Genomic DNA, 16274 nt, shown 5'->3' with positions numbered 1-16274 from the left:
ATGCCGAGGCCAAGAGCGACGACCGAGGGGCGGTGACCGAGGGCCGACGACCGAGGGCCGACGACCGAGGAGCCGCTGGCCGGCGGATCAGACCAGCAGTACCAGGTCGTCGCGGTGCACGACCTCGCGCTCGTACCCCGGCCCCAGGGCGGCGGCGAGTTCCGCGGTGGAGCGGCCGAGCAGGCCCGGCAGCTCCACCGCGTCGTAGTTGACCAGCCCCCGGGCGACCGCCGCACCCGCGCCGTCGACCAGGTCCACCGGGTCGCCGGCGGTGAAGGTGCCGTCGACCGCGGTGATCCCGGCCGGCAGCAGGGACTTGCGCCGGTCCACCACCGCCTGCACCGCGCCGGGGTCGAGGTGCAGCCGCCCCCGGGGCGAGGTGGCGTGGGCCAGCCAGAAGAGCCGGGCCGCCGGGCGCTGGCGTACCCGGTGGAAGAGGGTGCCGACCGGCTCGCCGGCCAGCGCGGCGGGGGCCAGCGGCGCGGCGGTCAGCACCACCGGGATGCCGAAGCCGGTGGCGATCCGGGCCGCCTCCACCTTGGTGACCATGCCGCCGGTGCCGACCCCGGCCCGCCCGGCCCGGCCGACCGCCACCTCGGCGAGGTCCTGCTCGTCACGGACCTCCTCGACGCGCACCGTGCCGGGGCGGGCCGGATCGCCGGTGTAGAGGGCGTCCACATCGGAGAGCAGGATCAGCAGGTCGGCGTGTACCAGGGCGGCCACCAGGGCGGCCAGCCGGTCGTTGTCGCCGAACCGGATCTCGTCGGTGGCCACCGTGTCGTTCTCGTTGACGATCGGCACCGCACCGAGGTCGAGCAGCTTGCGCAGCGTGCGGTAGGCGTTGCGGTAGTGCGCCCGCCGGGTCACGTCGTCGACGGTGAGCAGCACCTGGCCGACCGTGCGGCCGTGCCGGGCGAAACCGGCGGAGTAGCGGCCGATCAGCAGGCCCTGCCCGACGCTGGCGGCGGCCTGCTGGGTGGCCAGGTCACGGGGGCGGGCCGGCAGCCCCAGCGGCGCCAGGCCGGCGGCGATCGCCCCGGACGACACCAGCACCAGCTCCCGGCGGTCCGCCGCGGCGGTCCGCCGGCGCCCCACCCCGGCCGGTCGGGCGTCCGGCTCGGTGCCCGGGGCGCCGGCCGGACCCTCGGCCAGCCAGCCGGCGAGTACGTCGGCCAGCGCGTCGACCCGCGTCGCGTCCAGGCCACCGGCGGCGGTGGTCAGCGACGAGGAGCCGACCTTGACCACGATCCGGCGTGCTGTGGTGACTGCTTCCCGCACCCGCCCATTCTGCGGTGCGCCTGTCGGCCCGCCCCGCCGGCCCGTCCGGTACTCCCATATCGTGGCAGCTCATGACGCCCGAGGAGTACGTCGAAGAGGTGCTCGCGCTGGTCGAGCGGATCCCACCCGGCCGGGTCATGTCGTACGGCGGGATCGCCGACCACCTGGCCGACCGCTCCGGCCGGTCCTCGGCCCGACTTGTCGGCTCGATTATGGCCCGGCACGGTGGCGGGGTGCCGTGGCACCGGGTGGTCAACTCGGCCGGCCGGCTGCCGCCGGGGCACGAGTCCGAGGTCCGGTCCCGACTGCGCGCCGAGGGTGCTCCGCTGCGCGGCGCCGGGGTCGACATGGCGGCGGCCGACTGGCGGCCGGTCGAGGAGCCGCACCCGTCCGACTGAACGAGCGTCGCCCGGCCGGCCCCGGTCAGCTCACCAGGACGGTCGGCTGGGCGCTGCGGCGCAGGATGCGGTCCTTGTCCGGGCCGCCCGGCACGGTCACCAGCAGGCAGCCCGAGCGGGGCGCGACCGAGGCGGGCGAGCCGAGCACCTGGGCGCCGCGGACCAGCACCGCCGCGAGTTCGGTGTCCCGGATGCGTACCCCGAGGATCGTGGTCCGGACGTGTCGGCCGGCGGCGAGCAGCGCGGCCCGCCAGGCGGCGGCGGCCAGCGCCTGCCGGCGGGCGTTGCGCGGCGCGGAGGCGCCGATGGCGGCCGGGTCGAGCAGGGCGGTACGCCCCTGCCGCCAGCCCATCGCGAGTACGGCCGGCTGCCCCGGGTCGGTGAGGTGCAGGCGGTGCAGTTCGTAGCGGCGCCGGACACCGGCGGTGATCCGTTCCGGCCGGGCCGGCATGCCGAGCCGGACCAGCAGTTCGGCCAGACGGGTGGCGGCAGCCTCCGAGCTGAACTCGGCCACCAGCGTTGCCGGCTGCCGCACCCCCTCCACCTGGATGCACCTGATCAGGCACGCCGCCTCGAAGGCGTCCGCCAGCGAGGTGCGGTCCAGCAGGTTGGTTCTGCCGGACGGCCGTAGGGGTGACCGCGTGAAGGCGTACGCCCCGGTGCTCCAGACCATCTCTGTCGCCCCCCGTTGTCGCGACGACCAACTACTTTCAACGGTGGCCGTTAGCGCGCCGACGCGGTAGACATCGGCTGAAGGCTTGAGCAAAATTTGCGCTGAGTGTCGATCATCGCCGGGGTGGTGGTGGGGTGGGCGAGGCACGGTGGCACCGACACGTCGGCCGGAAACTGCCCGGTCGGCGGTTCGGGCTGCCCCGGCTCGGGCTGCCCGTGCCCCGGCTCGGGCTGCCGCGTACGCGGTCCGGCAGGCTCGCCGCGGCACTGGCCGTGGTCGCGGTCGCGCTGCCGGGCTCCACCGGCTGCACCACCGAGGCGGCCGAGCCGACCCGGCTGCGGATCGCCACCGGCAGCGCCACGGCGGTCTACTACGCGGTCGGTCAGTCGCTGGCCGGCATCCTCAACCGGGAGTTGCCGGACGTCACGGCGAGCGTGGTGGTGACCGCCGCGTCGGCGGAGAACGTCTCGCTGGTCCGCGCCGGCCGGGCCGAACTCGGCTTCACCCAGGCCGACATCCTGGCGACCGAGCCGGATCAGCGGGTCGGGCTGAGCGCCGTCGCCCGGGTCTACGACGACCTGCTGCACCTGGTCACGCTGAGCCAGCAGCCGATCCGTAGGCTGACCGACCTGACCGGCAAGCGGGTGGCGATCGGCGCACCCGGCTCCGGCACCGCGGTCACCGCCGAGCGCCTGCTCGACGTGGCAAAGGTCGACGACAAGCTGGCCGAGACGCTCCGGCTCGGCATCGACGACTCGGTGGCCGCGCTGCGGGCCGGCCGGATCGACGCGTTCTTCTTCTCCGGCGGGCTGCCGGTCAAGGCGGTGGCGGACTTCGCCGCGCAGACCCGGGCCCGCTTCGTCGACCTCGGACAGTGGGTGGAGCCGCTGCGGCGGTCGTACCGGGAGGTCTACGTGCAGCGGGACATCCCCGCCTCGGCGTACGGGTCGGCGCCGGTGACCACGGTGGCGGTGCCGAACTACCTGGTGGTGGCGACGAACCTGCCGGAGCAGCTGGTCTACGACGTGACCCGGCTGCTGATGCAGCGCCGGGACGAACTCTCCAGCGCGCATCCGGCCGCCGCCCGGCTGAACGTGCAGTCGGCGATCACCACCACCCCGCTGGCGCTGCACCCCGGCGCGGCCCGCTACTACCAGACGCACAAGCCCTGAGCGGGAGCCGCCCTTTTCCCGGCTCGCCGCCGCGGAGCCGGCTCACGGCTCGCCGGGGCGGAACCAGACGTCGGCGGTCAGCCCGGTCGGCTCGGCCGGGCGCATGGTGAGCCGGCCGCCGGAGGCGTCGACGAGTACCGCCACGATGGTCAGGCCGAGGCCGGCGCCGTCGATGTTCTGGGTGTCCGGGGCCCGCCAGAAACGCTCGGTCGAGGACTGGAGCTGGGCGCCGGTCATCCCCGGGCCGTCGTCGCTGACCCGGACCACCACCCCGTCGTCGTCGCGGTGCACCGAGACCTCGACCCGGCCGCCGGGGTGGCCGAACTTGACCGCGTTGTCGATGAGCGCGTCGAGCACCTGGTCGACGGCGGTACGCACCGCCCGGGCGGGCACCGGGCCGTCAACCGGGGTGAGGGTCAGCGTCATCCCCCGGTGGTTGGCCAGCGGTTGCCAGGCGGCGACCCGGGACGCGGCCACGGCCGCCGCGTCCACCACCACCATGGTGTGCTGGGCACGCTCCGCGCGGGCCAGGGTGAGCAGCCCGTCGAGTACCTGGGCCAGCCGGTCGGTCTCCTCCAGCGCCAGTTTGTGCTCGTCCCGGCCGTACTCGTCGGTCAGGCTCGGCCCGAGTTCCTCGACCCGCAGCCGGAGCGCGGTCAGCGGGTTGCGGAGCTGGTGGCTGGCGTGCGCGACGAAGGCCCGCTGCCGTTCCAGCGCGTCGGCGACCGCGTCGGCCATCTCGTTGAAGCTGGTGGCGAGCCGGCGCAGTTCCGGCGGTCCCTGCTGGGTCGGCACCCGGGCCAGGCCGTCACCGGCCGCGATGTCGTGGGTCACCACGTCGAGTACGGTCACCGGGCGCAGCACCCAACCGGCCAGCCGGAACGCCGTCATCACCCCGGCGGAGACCGCGAGCAGCCCGACGGCGGCCAGGACCGCCCACCAGATGGTGACGGTCCGACGCACCCGTTCGGTGGCCGAGACGGTGATCACGGCACCGATCACCTCACCGCCGTCGTTCACCGGTACGGCCACCACCAGCGGGCCGACCTGCCAGGGCCAGAGCACCTCCGGCACGGTCATCTGCCGGCCGGCGAGCGCCCCGAAGGTCGCCGTGTCGGCCGGTTCGGTGTCCAGGCGCGGGCCGGCCGGGGCGGCCACCTGGCGGCCCTCCCGGTCGATCACGGCCGCCCGGATGCCGTACAGCTCCTGGTAGCGCTGCAACTCGTCGGTTATCGCGCTTACCGCGCCGGTACGCAGGGCGGGGCCGGCGAGCGAGGCGAACCGGTTGGCGTCGGCGAGCCGGTCCGCCCGGACCCGTTCGGTCTCCCGGTTCGCCAGCGTGACCGCCAGCGGAGTCTCCAGGGCGAGCAGGACCAGGATCATGAGCAGCGAATAGCTGAAGACCAGGCGGCGGCGCACGGACGGTCCTACTCGGCTCGGAGCCGGTAGCCGACGCCGCGTACCGTCTGCACCAGGTCGGGGTCGCCGAGCTTGCCGCGCAGCGAGCCGACGTGCACCTCGACGGTGTGCCGGGCGGCGCCGGTGGTCGGCCAGACGTCCAGGACGATCCGCTCGTGCGGCACCACCACACCGGGTTGCCGGGCCAGCGACACCAGGATGTCGAACTCCTTGCGGGTCAGCGCGACCCCGGCGGCGCGTACCGTGACCAGCCGGGCGGCGACGTCGATCGAGATCGGGCCGACCTCGATCACCTCGGGGCGCGGCACCCCGGCCCGGGCCCGGCGCAGCACCGCGACGATCCGGGCCTCCAGCTCGGCCATCGAGAACGGCTTCACCACGTAGTCGTCGGCGCCCATCCGCAGCCCGATGACCCGGTCGCGTTCCTCGCCGCGCGCGGTCACCGCGATGATGCCGAGCTGGGCACTGCGCTGCCGCAGAGCCCGGCACACCTCCACCCCGTCGCCGTCCGGCAGGGTGAGGTCGAGCAGCACCAGGTCGCAGGGGGCGGCGGCGAGCGCGGCGGCGGCGGTGCCGGCCCGCTCCACGTCGTAGCCCCGCCGGGAGAGGGCGCCGGCCATCGCACCGGCGACCCGGGCGTCGTCCTCGACCAACAGGATGCGCATGCCGGCCGCTCCTCGTCTGTCGTACCAGCCGTTGCGCATCATCCCGCATCCGGCTGGTCGAACACAGCGGCGCGGGATGCCGGAACACTCAAGATTGGCTCAACGATCGGCTTCAAGCCGCAGTGCGGGCAGGACGGCCGGGGGCTGGCCCCACCAGGACGGTTACCACCGGCGCACGGTGCGTTCGTTCGAGGTGTATGACATCAAGGCCGACACTCCGGAGGCGCTGCAGCTCGTGCAGAGCTTGCTCGCACTGGGCCGCGACACGGGCGAGACGGCGATCTTGCTCGCGGCGGCCGCCGACAACACTGACCGCCGGTGATCGGGTGGCCAGTCTGAACTACTTCAGATTACCTTGACAGGTGGCAGTGCAGACCTTCCCATACAGCTCATTTCTTCGCGGACCCTCACAGGTCCTCCCGTCGCTGACTGACGCGGACGTCATCCTTGAGCGCCGTGATGAGGAGAATCTGGTCCTCACTCGGGTGGAGCGGTTCGAAGCCGTCGCGACCGGGCTTCGGATCGCGGCGCGATCGCTGGCGATCCTCGCTCGACGCCACCGCGACCTCGCCGAAGAGGCTCTCGCTGAAGAACTGCCCTGGCTGTCCTGGCTGCCGGCCGAGGAGCGGCTCACCTGCGTCCGTGAACTCCTCTCCGATCTCGTCGCTGGGGCCGATACCGGCCTACTGACGCCGTTCGCTCGAAACCTCGCTTCCTGGCGGTCCACCGCCGAAGCCTGGTCCGACCCGCGCCTGGCCCGCGAACTTCAAGGGCCATTCAACGGCGACGGCCCCGTCATCGACCGCCCCGGCGAGGACGCCGCGTGACCGGACGGGGCGCCGAGATCCCACGACCGACACCATGGACGGTCCGCGCGGCCGATCGTCAGGCATACCAGGGGTGGCAGGGACTGCTGACCGTTATACCCGGCAACCTGGACCGGGCGTGGGTCGCGTTGACCAGTGACCCCCGCAAGATCGATCAGCGCCAGCACCCGTTGAAAGGCGCGCTCGGATACTTCGCATCCACCATGCCCGACGCGGGTGCTTCGCCGGCCGTCCGCCTTGGTCGGGCGGCGTTACACCGATCGGCCACCGTCGCCGTACGAAAGCGGGAGCCCGCAGGCAAGATCGATACCGATAGCATCCCGGCGCATGGACGCCGTGCCCGGCACTCGCGCCGACCCCTCCGAGTCCCCGTCCCCGGCCACCCTGCCGCGCCGGGTGCACGCCGGGTACGCCCTCGGCTCGCTGGCCACCGGCGCCTTCGGTACGGTGCCCGGCCTGGTGCTGCTGCCGTACCTGACCGACACCCTGGGGGTGGCCGCCGGGCTGGCCGCCCTGCTGGTGCTGCTGCCGAAGGCCTGGGACGTGCTGGTGAACCCGGTCGCCGGGCGGATCTCGGACCGGACCCGGTCGCGCTGGGGTGCCCGCCGCCCGTACCTGCTCGGCGGCGGGCTCGCCCTCGCCGTCCTCTTTGCCGCCATCTTCGCGGCGCCGTTCCCGCCCGGCCCGGCCGCCGCCGGGTACGTAGCGCTGGCCTTCCTGCTCACCGCGACCGCGTTCGCCTTCTTCCAGGTCCCGTACGTCGCCATGCCGGCCGAGCTGACCGACGACTACGCCGAGCGGACCCGGCTGATGACCTGGCGGGTGGCGGTGCTGGCGCTGGCCATCCTGGTCTCCGGCGCGCTGGCCCCGGTGGTGGTGGCCGCCGGTGGCGACGGCGTGTCCGGGCACCGCTGGCTCGGTCTCTTCGTGGCGGTGCTGATCGCGGTCGGCGCGGTCGGTGCGTTCCGCGGCACCCGGTCCGCGCCGGCCGGGACGGTGCTGGCCAGCGAACCGAGCCTGCGGGCCCAGCTCGCGGTCGCCGCCGCCAACCGGCCGTTCCGGCTGCTGCTGGTCTGCTTCGTGGTGCAGGCGGCCGGGATCGCGACCGTGCTGGCCGGGGTGGCCTACTTCGCCGAACACGTGCTGCGGGATCCGGAGACCGGCGCGACGCTGCTCTTCGCCTGTTTCGTCGGTCCGGCGCTGCTGGTGATGCCGCTCTGGAGCCGGGCCGGTGCCCGGCTCGGCAAGCCCCGCGCGTTCGCCGTCGCGTCGCTGATCTTCGCGGGCGGCGCGCTCGCGCTGGCCGCCGCGCCGGTGCTGCCGGCCCCGGCGGTCTATCTGGTCGTCGCGATGATCGGCTGCGGGTACGCCGGCCAGCAGGTCTTCGGGATGGCGATGCTGCCGGACTGCATCGGGTACGACACCGCGCGCACCGGCCGCCGCCAGGCGGGAGTCTTCACCGGGGTGTGGACGGCCGGCGAGACGTTCGGGTTGGCGCTCGGGCCGGGCATCTACGGCCTGGTGCTGCAACTGTCCGGCTACGTCTCCTCGTCGACCGGTCAGGCGGCGGCGCAGTCCGGCACCGCGCGGGCCGGGGTGCTGGTCGGCTTCACCGTGCTGCCCGCGCTGCTGGTCGGGCTCGCCCTGCTGGCCATGCGCGGCTACGACCTCACCCCGGAGCGGCTGGCGGCGGCGTCGGCCGCCGAGCCGGAGCGGTAGCCGGGTCGCTTCCCCAGTCGCTGGTGAGCCGTTCGTACGCCACCCTGGCGGCCCAGCACATTCCGGTGTGATCCGGCGGCCTGCCGCACGACCGGCAGTTGCCGCCGCTGCTGACGTGGCGCAGGAGCACGCTGCGCATCTCGGCCCGTTCGACGGACTCCGGCACGGGTACCGGTCCAGGGTTCGTCAGTGGCACGGGCTGCTGCGGTAGGTCGTCGCTGAACACCCGCGTCCTCCTTCGCCGCCAGACGGCAGGTCCGGCCACGGAGCCCTACGTCGCGTAGCCGGACCGCCTTCCGCCCCACCTGGTTTGCCGACCGGAGGAGGCTGCTGTCGAACTTCCCACAGCTAGCGTTGGGTAGTCAATGGCTTCCCTTTGGTGATTTCCTGTAGGTGCCGACCGGAGGGATCACCGTGCCACCGCGTTACCGCTACGAGGAAATAGCTGACGACCTGGAGAAGCGGATCGAGGCGGGAGAGTTTCCGCCCGGCTCCCGGCTGCCCAGCCGACGAGAGTTGATCGAGCATTACGGCGTCACGGAGCCGGTCATCGACCGGGCCATGCAGAACCTCCGCGCCAAGGGCATCACCGAGACGCTGCCCGGCGTCGGCGTGTACGTCCGGGAGCGCTGAGCGGCCGGCACCACGGCAGGGAATCGTGCCGTGGTCGCAGGTCACAAGGGGGTCGACGGGGTCGTTACGACTGTTACGGTGGCCGCCATGATCGACGCGTTGCCGCCGGTGGGCGTACCCGCGGACAAGGTGCTTGCCGAGCTGGGCGACCTGCGCGCCGCGGACCTGCCGACGCACGGCGGCCGGCTCTTCGCCTACGTCTACGACCCGGCGGTCGCCGGGCTGGACGAGCTGGCGAACGCGGCGCACGCGCTGGCGGCACACGTCAACGGGCTGGACCCGACCGCCTTCCCGTCCCTGCTGGCCCTGGAGAACGCACTCGTCGGCGCCGCCGCCCGGCTGCTCGGCGGCGGGCCGGGGACGGCGGCGCCGGAGGTCGCCGGCAGCGTCACCGGTGGCGGCACCGAGTCGCTGATCCTGGCCGTCAAGGCGGCCCGGGACGCCCGGCCGGAGGTGGCCCGGCCCCGGCTGGTGGTGCCGACCAGCGGGCACGCGGCGTTCGCCAAGGCGGCGCACCTGCTCGGGGTCGCCCTCGACCAGGTGCCGGTGTCGGCGGAGACGCTCCGCCCCGCACCTGGGGACGTGGCGGCGGCGATCGGCCCGGAGACCGTACTCGTGGCCTGCTCGGCGCCGTCGTACCCGTACGGGGTGCTGGACCCGGTGGCCGAGATCGCCGAGCTGGCCGCCACGGCCGGGGTGCGCTGCCACGTGGACGCCTGCTTCGGCGGCTGGGTCCTGCCCTACCTGCGCCGGCTCGGCGTGCCGGTGCCGCCGTTCGACTTCGGGTTGCCCGGGGTCACCTCGATCTCGGTGGACCTGCACAAGTACGCGTACACCCCGAAGGGCGTCTCGGTGCTGCTGCACCGGGACCCGGGGCTGCGCCGGCCGCAGTACTTCGCGTTCGCCGGCTGGCCCGGCTACACGATGGTGAACCCGGTGCTCTCGTCCACCCGGTCCGGTGGGCCGATCGCCGCCGCGTACGCCACGCTGCGGCACCTCGGCGACGCCGGCTATCTGACGCTTGCCGAGCAGACCCTGACGGCGGTACGCGGACTGGCCGGCGCGGTCTCCGCGGTGGACGGCCTGCGACTGGTCACCGAGCCGGAGTCGACGGTGGTCTGCTTCACCAGCACCGATCCGGGGCTGGACCTGTTCGTCCTGGCCGACGAGCTGACCCGGCGTGGCTGGCACACCCAGCCCCAGCTCTCGTACGCCGGCCTGCCGGCCAGCATCCACCTCTCGGTGACCGCCTCGGTGGCGCCCCGGGTGCCGGAGTTCGGCGCGGACCTGCGGGCGGCGGTGGCGGACGCCCGCTCGGCCGGCCCGGTCGCGCTTCCCGCCGAACTGCTGGGCGTCCTCGACACGCTGAGGCCCGAGTCGCTCACCCCGGAGCTGGTCGCCGGGGTGGCCGGCGGGCTGGGCCTGGACCCGGCCGCCGGCCGTCCGCCGGAGCGGATGGCCCCGGTCAACACCCTGCTGGACGCGGCGCCGGTCCCGGTCCGGGAGGCGCTGCTGGCGGAGTTCCTCGGCCTGCTGCAACGCCCCGGCTACTGATCTGCGGTCCGGTGCCGGCCGAGCCGACCGGCGGGCACCGGGGACGGGACCGCCGCCGCCCTGGCCCTCGCCGGTCAGCTCAGTCGCCGACCAGCCGGAGGCGTACCTCGATGGTGTTGTTGCCGGGCGTCCGGTCGGTCAGCAGCCTGCCGTCCAGGTTGCTGCGGATGGTCATCCGGTAGCCCTCGATCGTCCGGGTGCCCGGTGCCGGCGCCACGTCGACGAAGAGGGTCAGGGCGGTGGTCTGGGAGCCGCCGGACGGGACGGTGCGGAACCCGGTGCACTCGTTGGTGCGGGTCTCGTTGTTCTCGTCGGTGTACCAGCAGGCGCCGAACTCGCTGCCGTCGGTGCGGGTCCGCACCTCCAGCGGCTCCACCACGATCAGGGCGTTCGCGTCGTACGGCTGCTCGCCCTGGTTGCGGATGGCGATCGGGATGCTGCCGCTGTATCTCCCGTCGACCGGGGTGAGGGTCACCTCGGACGGGCCGGTCAGCACCAGGTCCGTCGGCCGGGACGGCTCGGCCGGTCCGGGGTCGGGAGCCTGGCCCTGGTCGGGCGGGCGGGTCGGCGGCGGGCCGACCGGGGTGGCCGGGGCGGTCGGCGACACCGTCGGGCTGGGCGTGGCGCTCGGGCTGGGGGTGCCGCTCGGCGTGGGAGAGCCGGAGGGGGCGGCCGACGGCGCGGCGCCCGTCGGCGCGGCGGTCGGGTTGGGGGTCTCGGCGACCGGCGGGTCGGACCGTTCGACACCGGGCAGGCCGAGTACGCCGACCAGGCTGCCGGCCACCACGGCCAGCGCGAGCGCCCCGGTGGCGGCCATCCGGTTGCGGGTGCGCCGGTAGGCGATCCGCCGGGGGGCGTCCGGATCTCCGCTCGTCATCCGGTCCAGCGCCTCGGCCCGGAAGTCGGCGAAGGCCGCGTCGAGCCGGCGGTTGGTCGCCGGGTCCAGCTCCGCCACCTCAGCTCACCTCCATCCGACCGGTCGGCTCCGTCGGTTTCCGGCCGCCGGACCTGCCGGCCGTGCCACCGGATCGGGAGTCCGTGCCACCCGATCGGGAGTCCGTGCCAGCCGACCGGGAGTCCGTGCCGTCCCGAGCAGTGTCGCCGAGTCGGGCGGCCAGCGCGATCCGCCCCCGGTGCAGCCAGGATTTGACCGTGCCGGGGCCACCTCGCACTCCAGGGCGATCTCGCTGATGGAGAGGTCCGCCAGGTGGTGCAGCACCACGGCCCGGCGCTGGTTCGGCGGCAGGGTCGCCAGCGCCGCCGCCAGGGCCACCCGGTCCGGGCCGGGACCGGGTACGTTCTCCGGCCGCTGCCGCTCCAGATATCTCCGGGCGGTACGCAGCCGGCGCCACCGGCTGGTGGCGGTGTTCCAGGCGACCCGGCGGACCCAGGCGACCGGGTCCTCGTACCGGGCGATCCGGTCCCAGCGCGGCCAGGCGCGGCTGAACGCCTCCTGCACCAGGTCCTGTGCCTCGGTCATGTCACCGACGTACGCGAACAGCTGGACGACAAGCGGCTGGAAGTGGGCCCGGTAGACGTCGTCGAACCGTGGCCCCGACTCCGCTGCCTGCACACCCGTCTCCCCGTGGCTGTTCCGTGTGCCCGCCCTGCCCACCGGTTGACCGACCGGGTGGCCAGGAGGGAGCCGCCCGGCCCCTGGAAGGTCAGGGGCCGGGCGTCGACGACCGACATGCTAGGCAGCGCCGTCAACGGCGGTGACCGCGAAGCCGGCGGTGTTGTCCGACGGGTCCACGTCGGACAGCTCGGTGAACAAGAAACCGGCGTGCAGCCGGATCGAGCCGGTGCCCAGGTCGCCGGGGGCGGTGCCGGCCGGAGCGCCGACCAGTACCTCAACCGACCGCTCCTCGCCGGGCATGAACCTGCCGCCCGGCACCTCGCACCAGGTCCCCGCACAGACGGCGCCCGGCTCGATGCCGCGCAGCTGCACCCCGGCCGGGAGTTGCGTCTCGACCTGGAGCATGTCGTGCGGGGCGTCGCCGCCGTACCGGACGGTCACCGGGACCCGGCCGAGGTAGCTGCCGTCGGGCTGGCGTACCAGGGTGGCGGCCCCGGCGGTGACGCTCGCGTCGGTCCGGGTGTCCTGCACGTACGGCCGGGGGTCGCGCAGCGACCCGGTGGTGGACCGGAACAGCGTCTGGAAGCTGTCGGTCACGGTCGCCGGCTGCGCGTCCCTGGTCTGCACGGTCACCGCACCGCCGTCGACCGACATCGGGTACGCCCGGGTGCTGGTCAGCACCTCGAAGTCGATCGTGTACGTCCGGTGCTCGCCGCCCCGGATCGCCGACGCGCCACAGTGGATGTCCCGGCGCAGCTCGCCGGGACGGGTCCCGAACCAGCACGGCAGGTCGGTGTCGATGTCGGCGAAGGCGCCGGCCACCGGCTCGGCGACGGTCACCTGGAGGTCGGCGCTGCCCCGGCCCCGGTAGGAGACGGTAAGCGGCACGCTGCCCCGGTAGCCGCGCTCGGTCGGCTCCAGCACGAGCCGGCCGACCGTGACCGAGGTGTCCCGGTACGCCGGCGGCTGGCCGTCCCGGGTCCCGGCCTGTGCCGCCGGTGCCATGGCGAGAGTGGCGAGCGCGGTGGCGGCGCCGAGTGCGCCGGCCGCCAGCCGGCGGCTCCTGCTGATGGTCATGACTGTCCTCCAACTCCACATTGGACGGGTGGACGGTCCCCCCGTTTCGTGTTGCGGCCAAGACACGTCGCCGCCCGAAGACCGGTTGCACCCCGCATCGTGTCGGCTGGCCGACACCCCGCGACCGGTGCCGGGTGGCGGTGGGCCACCGGCGACCGGCGTGGCAATCCATCGACGAATGTTGCCGGTGAGTATTTACTGTTAACAATCTTTCTCTTATGTTGAAGAGACCTTCCCGATGCAGTAAAGGAGCCCACGATGCGAAGAACCGTGGTCCTGGCGGTCACGACGGTGGCGACCGTCGTCTCCGCCCTCCTCGTCGCCCCGCAGGCCGCCCAGGCGCACGGCTACATCTCCTCACCACCGAGCCGGCAGGCGCTCTGTGCGCAGCGGGCGGTGTCCTTCGACTGCGGCCAGATCCAGTGGGAGCCGCAGAGCGTGGAGGGCCCGAAGGGGCTGCGCAGCTGCCACGCCAACATCGGGCACTTCTCGGTGCTCAACGACGACAGCCGGCCCTGGCCGGCCACCTCGGTCGGCCAGACGGTCAACTTCAACTGGGTACTCACCGCCCGGCACGCCACCAGCACCTGGGAGTACTACATCGGCAACTCCCGGATCGCCGTCTTCGACGACGGCGGCCGGCAGCCCGGTGCCACCGTCTCGCACAGCGTGAACCTGGGCGGTCGCAGCGGCCGGCAGAAGCTGCTGGCGATCTGGAACGTCGCCGACACCGCGAACGCGTTCTACGTCTGCGTCGACCTCCAGATCGGTGGCGGGAGCGGCAACCCCAACCCGAACCCCACCCCCACCCGGACCAACAGCCCGACCCCGCCGCCGGCCACCACCGCCCCGCCGCCGGCCGGCGGAACCTGGCGGGCCGGTACGGCGTACTCGGTCGGCAGCCAGGTGACCTACGGCGGTGCGACGTACCGCTGCCGCCAGGCGCACACCGCGATCGCCGGCTGGGAGCCGCCGAACGTACCGGCGCTCTGGCAGCGCGTCTGACGCCAGCCCGCCGGGACGTACCCGTCGCGGATACGGACCCGTACCCCCTGCGGGTCCGTATCCGCCACAGGTCCGCTCCCAAGGCCGTACCAGGAGACGAGGGCATGAAGCGCTTCCGCCGTACCCTGATCGTCGCGACGCTGGCGCTGCTCGCCGGCTGCGCACCCGCACCGGCCGGGACCGGCGGTCCGGTGGCGGCGCCGGCACCCGCGCCGACCGGTCCCACCCCGGCGGCGGCGGGCTCCGTCCCGGCGACCGCGCCCGCCGGCGCCGTCAACGACACCGACGTGATGTTCCTGCAGATGATGGTGACCTCGCACGGTCAGGGGCTGGCCCTGGTCCGGCTGGCACCCGAGCGGGCCCGGCAGGAGGAGCTGAAGATCCTGGCCGCCGCGATCGAGGTCACCCAGGAGGCCGAGCAGCAAACCATGCGGGACTGGCTGCGCGGTTGGGGCCGGAGCCCGTCGGCGGACCCGGCCGCGCACGCGCACGCCGACCACGGCGGACTGCCGGTACTCGACCCGGCGCAGCTCGCCGCGCTGGCCCGGACCAGCGGGGCGAGGTTCGAGACGGACTTCCTCAACCTACTGATCGGGCACCAGCACAGCGCCGTCGAGCTGGCCCGGACGGAGACGAGGGCCGGCAGCCACCCCGAGATGCGCGAGCTGGCCCGGCGGATCGACATGTCCCGGACCGCGCAGATCGACCAGATGCTGAAGATGCTGCCCCCGGCCGGACCGGCCCGCTGACCGGACCCGTCGCCCTGCCCGGAGTCCCCGCGCCGCTCGGACCGTCCCGTTGCCGGAGGTTCCGCCCCGATCGGACCGTCGCGTTGCCCGGTCGGCCTAGCCTGGCGATCGACGCACGGCAACGTGTGCGCGTCGACCGGAGGTGAGGCCCCGATGATCAGTGCTGCGCTGTCCCTGGCCCTGGCGGCGATGCTGGCCGTACCACCCGGCGGCGCCGACGGAACCCCCGGTTCTCCGGCGGCCGGTCCGGCACCGGGTCACGGCACGACCAGCCGGGTCAGCGTCTCCGGCGCCGGCGAGCAGGGCGAGGCCGGCGGTTCCGACGGCACGACCAGCCGGGACGGGCGGTACGTGGCCTTCTCGTCGTACTCCGCGAACCTGGTGCCGGGGGACACCAACGGGGATTCCGACGTGTTCGTCCGCGACCGGGTGGCCGGCAGTACGACCCGGGTGAGCGTCGCCAGCGACGGGACCCAGGGCGACGGCTGGAGCGTCGAGCCCGTACTCAGCGCCGACGGCCGGTTCGTGGTCTTCACCTCCAGGGCGTCCAATCTCGTGCCCGGCGACACGAACGACGAATCGGACGCGTTCGTGCACGACAGGCGTACCGGCACGACCCGGATAGCCAGCGTCTCCACCGCAGGCGTCCCGGCCGACAGCGGAGCCGGCGGTACGACGATCAGCGCGGACGGCCGGTACGTCGCCTTCGACTCCTGGGCCTCCACCCTGGTCCCCGGCGACACGAACGGCATCTCGGACGTCTTCGTCCACGACCTGCGCACCGGCGTCACCGGCAGGGTGAGCGTGTCGAGCCTCGGTGCCGAGGGCGACCACCTCAGCCAGGAGCCGGCCGTCTCGGCGGACGGCCGCTACGTGGCCTTCTCGTCCAGCGCCTCGAACCTGGTGTCCGGCGACACCAACCTGTCGCCGGACGTCTTCGTGCACGACCGGCGGACCGGCCGGACGAGCCGGGTCAGCGTGACCGACGACGGGGGCGAGGGGGTCGGGCCGGCGGAGGAACTCGGCAGCCGCAGCCCGGCGATCAGCGCGGACGGCCGGTACGTGGCCTTCACCTCGTTCGCCCTCAACCTGGTGCCCGGCGACACCAACGACTTCCCGGACGTGTTCGTCCGGGACCGCCGGGCCGGGACCACCCGGATGGTGAGCGTCTCGTCCGACGGGGTCCAGGCCGACGCCGCCGGTCGCGGCCCGTCGATCAGCGCCGACGGCCGGTACGTCGCGTTCAGCTCGGACGCGACCAACCTGGTGCCCGGGGACACCAACCAGGACCTGGACATGTTCCTGCACGATCGCCGGGCGGGGCGGACGGTCCGGGTGAGCGTCTCCACCGGCGGTGTCCAGGGCAACGGCAGCGTGCTGCCCGGCCAGGTCAGCGGGGACGGTCGGCACGTCGTCTTCGCGTCCTACGCGTCCAACCTCGTGCCGTCCGACGGCAACGAGGCGCCGGACGTGTTCGTCTGGGACCGGCGGGGCCTGCCGGGCTGACCGGGCACCCGGTCCCGACCCGA

At 73.9% G+C, this 16274-nt stretch carries 16 protein-coding genes and 1 pseudogene; 10 read left to right on the top strand and 7 right to left on the bottom strand.

The genetic code is table 11. The annotated features are described in order from the left end of the window. Positions 1–87: 87 nt before the first annotated feature. The gene (proB, locus tag O7626_RS29765; protein ID WP_278064352.1) at positions 88–1278 is read right to left on the bottom strand and encodes a glutamate 5-kinase; all 1191 of its coding nucleotides are present in this window, start codon (positions 1276–1278) and stop codon (positions 88–90) included. Positions 1279–1349: 71 nt separating this feature from the next. Here proB and O7626_RS29760 point away from each other — a divergent pair, with 71 nt between their 5' ends. Then, positions 1350–1676 carry an MGMT family protein gene (locus tag O7626_RS29760; RefSeq protein WP_278064351.1) on the top strand — a complete coding sequence of 109 codons (327 nt, stop codon included), beginning with the start codon at positions 1350–1352 and terminating at the stop codon, positions 1674–1676. A 25-nt stretch (positions 1677–1701) separates the two neighbouring features. Here the strand turns inward: O7626_RS29760 and O7626_RS29755 are convergent, their stop codons facing one another. Continuing rightward, positions 1702–2349, bottom strand: coding sequence for a hypothetical protein (locus O7626_RS29755; RefSeq protein ID WP_278064350.1), 648 nt, complete (start codon positions 2347–2349; stop codon positions 1702–1704). Positions 2350–2579: 230 nt separating this feature from the next. Here O7626_RS29755 and O7626_RS29750 point away from each other — a divergent pair, with 230 nt between their 5' ends. Further along, positions 2580–3521 carry a TAXI family TRAP transporter solute-binding subunit gene (locus tag O7626_RS29750; RefSeq protein ID WP_278066372.1) on the top strand — a complete coding sequence of 314 codons (942 nt, stop codon included), beginning with the start codon at positions 2580–2582 and terminating at the stop codon, positions 3519–3521. Between the two features lie 42 nt (positions 3522–3563). Here the strand turns inward: O7626_RS29750 and O7626_RS29745 are convergent, their stop codons facing one another. Further along, positions 3564–4940 (bottom strand): HAMP domain-containing sensor histidine kinase, encoded by a 1377-nt coding sequence (locus tag O7626_RS29745; protein ID WP_278064349.1) that lies wholly within the window; start codon positions 4938–4940, stop codon positions 3564–3566. A gap of 8 nt (positions 4941–4948) precedes the next feature. Then, positions 4949–5605 (bottom strand): response regulator transcription factor, encoded by a 657-nt coding sequence (locus tag O7626_RS29740; RefSeq protein ID WP_278064348.1) that lies wholly within the window; start codon positions 5603–5605, stop codon positions 4949–4951. Positions 5606–5783: 178 nt separating this feature from the next. Here O7626_RS29740 and O7626_RS29735 point away from each other — a divergent pair, with 178 nt between their 5' ends. From O7626_RS29735 to O7626_RS29715, 5 genes are all read left to right on the top strand, one after another. Further along, positions 5784–5927, top strand: a complete 144-nt coding sequence (locus O7626_RS29735; protein ID WP_278064347.1) for a hypothetical protein — start codon at positions 5784–5786, stop codon at positions 5925–5927. A gap of 40 nt (positions 5928–5967) precedes the next feature. Continuing rightward, positions 5968–6432, top strand: coding sequence for a hypothetical protein (locus O7626_RS29730; protein ID WP_278064346.1), 465 nt, complete (start codon positions 5968–5970; stop codon positions 6430–6432). A gap of 327 nt (positions 6433–6759) precedes the next feature. Then, on the top strand, positions 6760–8151 hold the full coding sequence (locus O7626_RS29725) for an MFS transporter (protein ID WP_278064345.1): 1392 nt from the start codon (positions 6760–6762) through the stop codon (positions 8149–8151). A 414-nt stretch (positions 8152–8565) separates the two neighbouring features. Continuing rightward, complete coding sequence (locus O7626_RS29720) at positions 8566–8784, top strand: GntR family transcriptional regulator (RefSeq protein ID WP_101371566.1); 219 nt, start codon at positions 8566–8568, stop codon at positions 8782–8784. Positions 8785–8871: 87 nt separating this feature from the next. Next, the gene (locus tag O7626_RS29715) at positions 8872–10338 is read left to right on the top strand and encodes an aspartate aminotransferase family protein (protein ID WP_278064344.1); all 1467 of its coding nucleotides are present in this window, start codon (positions 8872–8874) and stop codon (positions 10336–10338) included. A gap of 79 nt (positions 10339–10417) precedes the next feature. Here O7626_RS29715 and O7626_RS29710 read toward each other — a convergent pair whose 3' ends face one another. From O7626_RS29710 to O7626_RS29700, 3 genes and pseudogenes are all read right to left on the bottom strand, one after another. Next, a complete protein-coding gene (locus O7626_RS29710) occupies positions 10418–11293 on the bottom strand; it encodes a hypothetical protein (RefSeq protein ID WP_278064343.1) in 876 nt (291 codons plus the stop codon). Between the two features lie 139 nt (positions 11294–11432). Beyond that, positions 11433–11911: pseudogene (locus O7626_RS29705) on the bottom strand (sigma-70 family RNA polymerase sigma factor); the annotation flags it as partial. Positions 11912–12031: 120 nt separating this feature from the next. After that, positions 12032–12991, bottom strand: a complete 960-nt coding sequence (locus tag O7626_RS29700; RefSeq protein ID WP_278064342.1) for a hypothetical protein — start codon at positions 12989–12991, stop codon at positions 12032–12034. A 258-nt stretch (positions 12992–13249) separates the two neighbouring features. On the opposite strand from O7626_RS29700, the gene O7626_RS29695 reads away from it, so the two are divergent. The 3 genes from O7626_RS29695 (at position 13250) to O7626_RS29685 (ending at position 16251) form a co-directional block, all read left to right on the top strand. Then, complete coding sequence (locus O7626_RS29695) at positions 13250–13996, top strand: lytic polysaccharide monooxygenase (protein WP_278064341.1); 747 nt, start codon at positions 13250–13252, stop codon at positions 13994–13996. A 104-nt stretch (positions 13997–14100) separates the two neighbouring features. Continuing rightward, on the top strand, positions 14101–14745 hold the full coding sequence (locus O7626_RS29690; protein WP_278064340.1) for a DUF305 domain-containing protein: 645 nt from the start codon (positions 14101–14103) through the stop codon (positions 14743–14745). Between the two features lie 153 nt (positions 14746–14898). Next, positions 14899–16251 carry a hypothetical protein gene (locus O7626_RS29685; protein ID WP_278064339.1) on the top strand — a complete coding sequence of 451 codons (1353 nt, stop codon included), beginning with the start codon at positions 14899–14901 and terminating at the stop codon, positions 16249–16251. The last annotated feature ends 23 nt before the right edge of the window (positions 16252–16274 follow it).

The sequence above is a fragment of the Micromonospora sp. WMMD1102 genome (assembly GCF_029626265.1).
Classification (GTDB): Bacteria; Actinomycetota; Actinomycetes; order Mycobacteriales; family Micromonosporaceae; genus Plantactinospora.
Note: the sequence above shows the minus strand (reverse complement) of the source record. Positions and strands in the feature narration are given on the sequence as shown.

Coding starts and splice junctions, on each gene's coding strand:
- O7626_RS29695 (WP_278064341.1), top strand. CDS start 13,250: ATGCGAAGAACCGTGGTCCTGGCGGTCACGACGGTGGCGACCGTCGTC.
- O7626_RS29690 (WP_278064340.1), top strand. CDS start 14,101: ATGAAGCGCTTCCGCCGTACCCTGATCGTCGCGACGCTGGCGCTGCTC.
- O7626_RS29715 (WP_278064344.1), top strand. CDS start 8,872: ATGATCGACGCGTTGCCGCCGGTGGGCGTACCCGCGGACAAGGTGCTT.
- O7626_RS29760 (WP_278064351.1), top strand. CDS start 1,350: ATGACGCCCGAGGAGTACGTCGAAGAGGTGCTCGCGCTGGTCGAGCGG.
- O7626_RS29700 (WP_278064342.1), bottom strand. CDS start 12,991: ATGACCATCAGCAGGAGCCGCCGGCTGGCGGCCGGCGCACTCGGCGCC.
- O7626_RS29740 (WP_278064348.1), bottom strand. CDS start 5,605: ATGCGCATCCTGTTGGTCGAGGACGACGCCCGGGTCGCCGGTGCGATG.
- O7626_RS29685 (WP_278064339.1), top strand. CDS start 14,899: ATGATCAGTGCTGCGCTGTCCCTGGCCCTGGCGGCGATGCTGGCCGTA.
- O7626_RS29755 (WP_278064350.1), bottom strand. CDS start 2,349: ATGGTCTGGAGCACCGGGGCGTACGCCTTCACGCGGTCACCCCTACGG.
- O7626_RS29725 (WP_278064345.1), top strand. CDS start 6,760: ATGGACGCCGTGCCCGGCACTCGCGCCGACCCCTCCGAGTCCCCGTCC.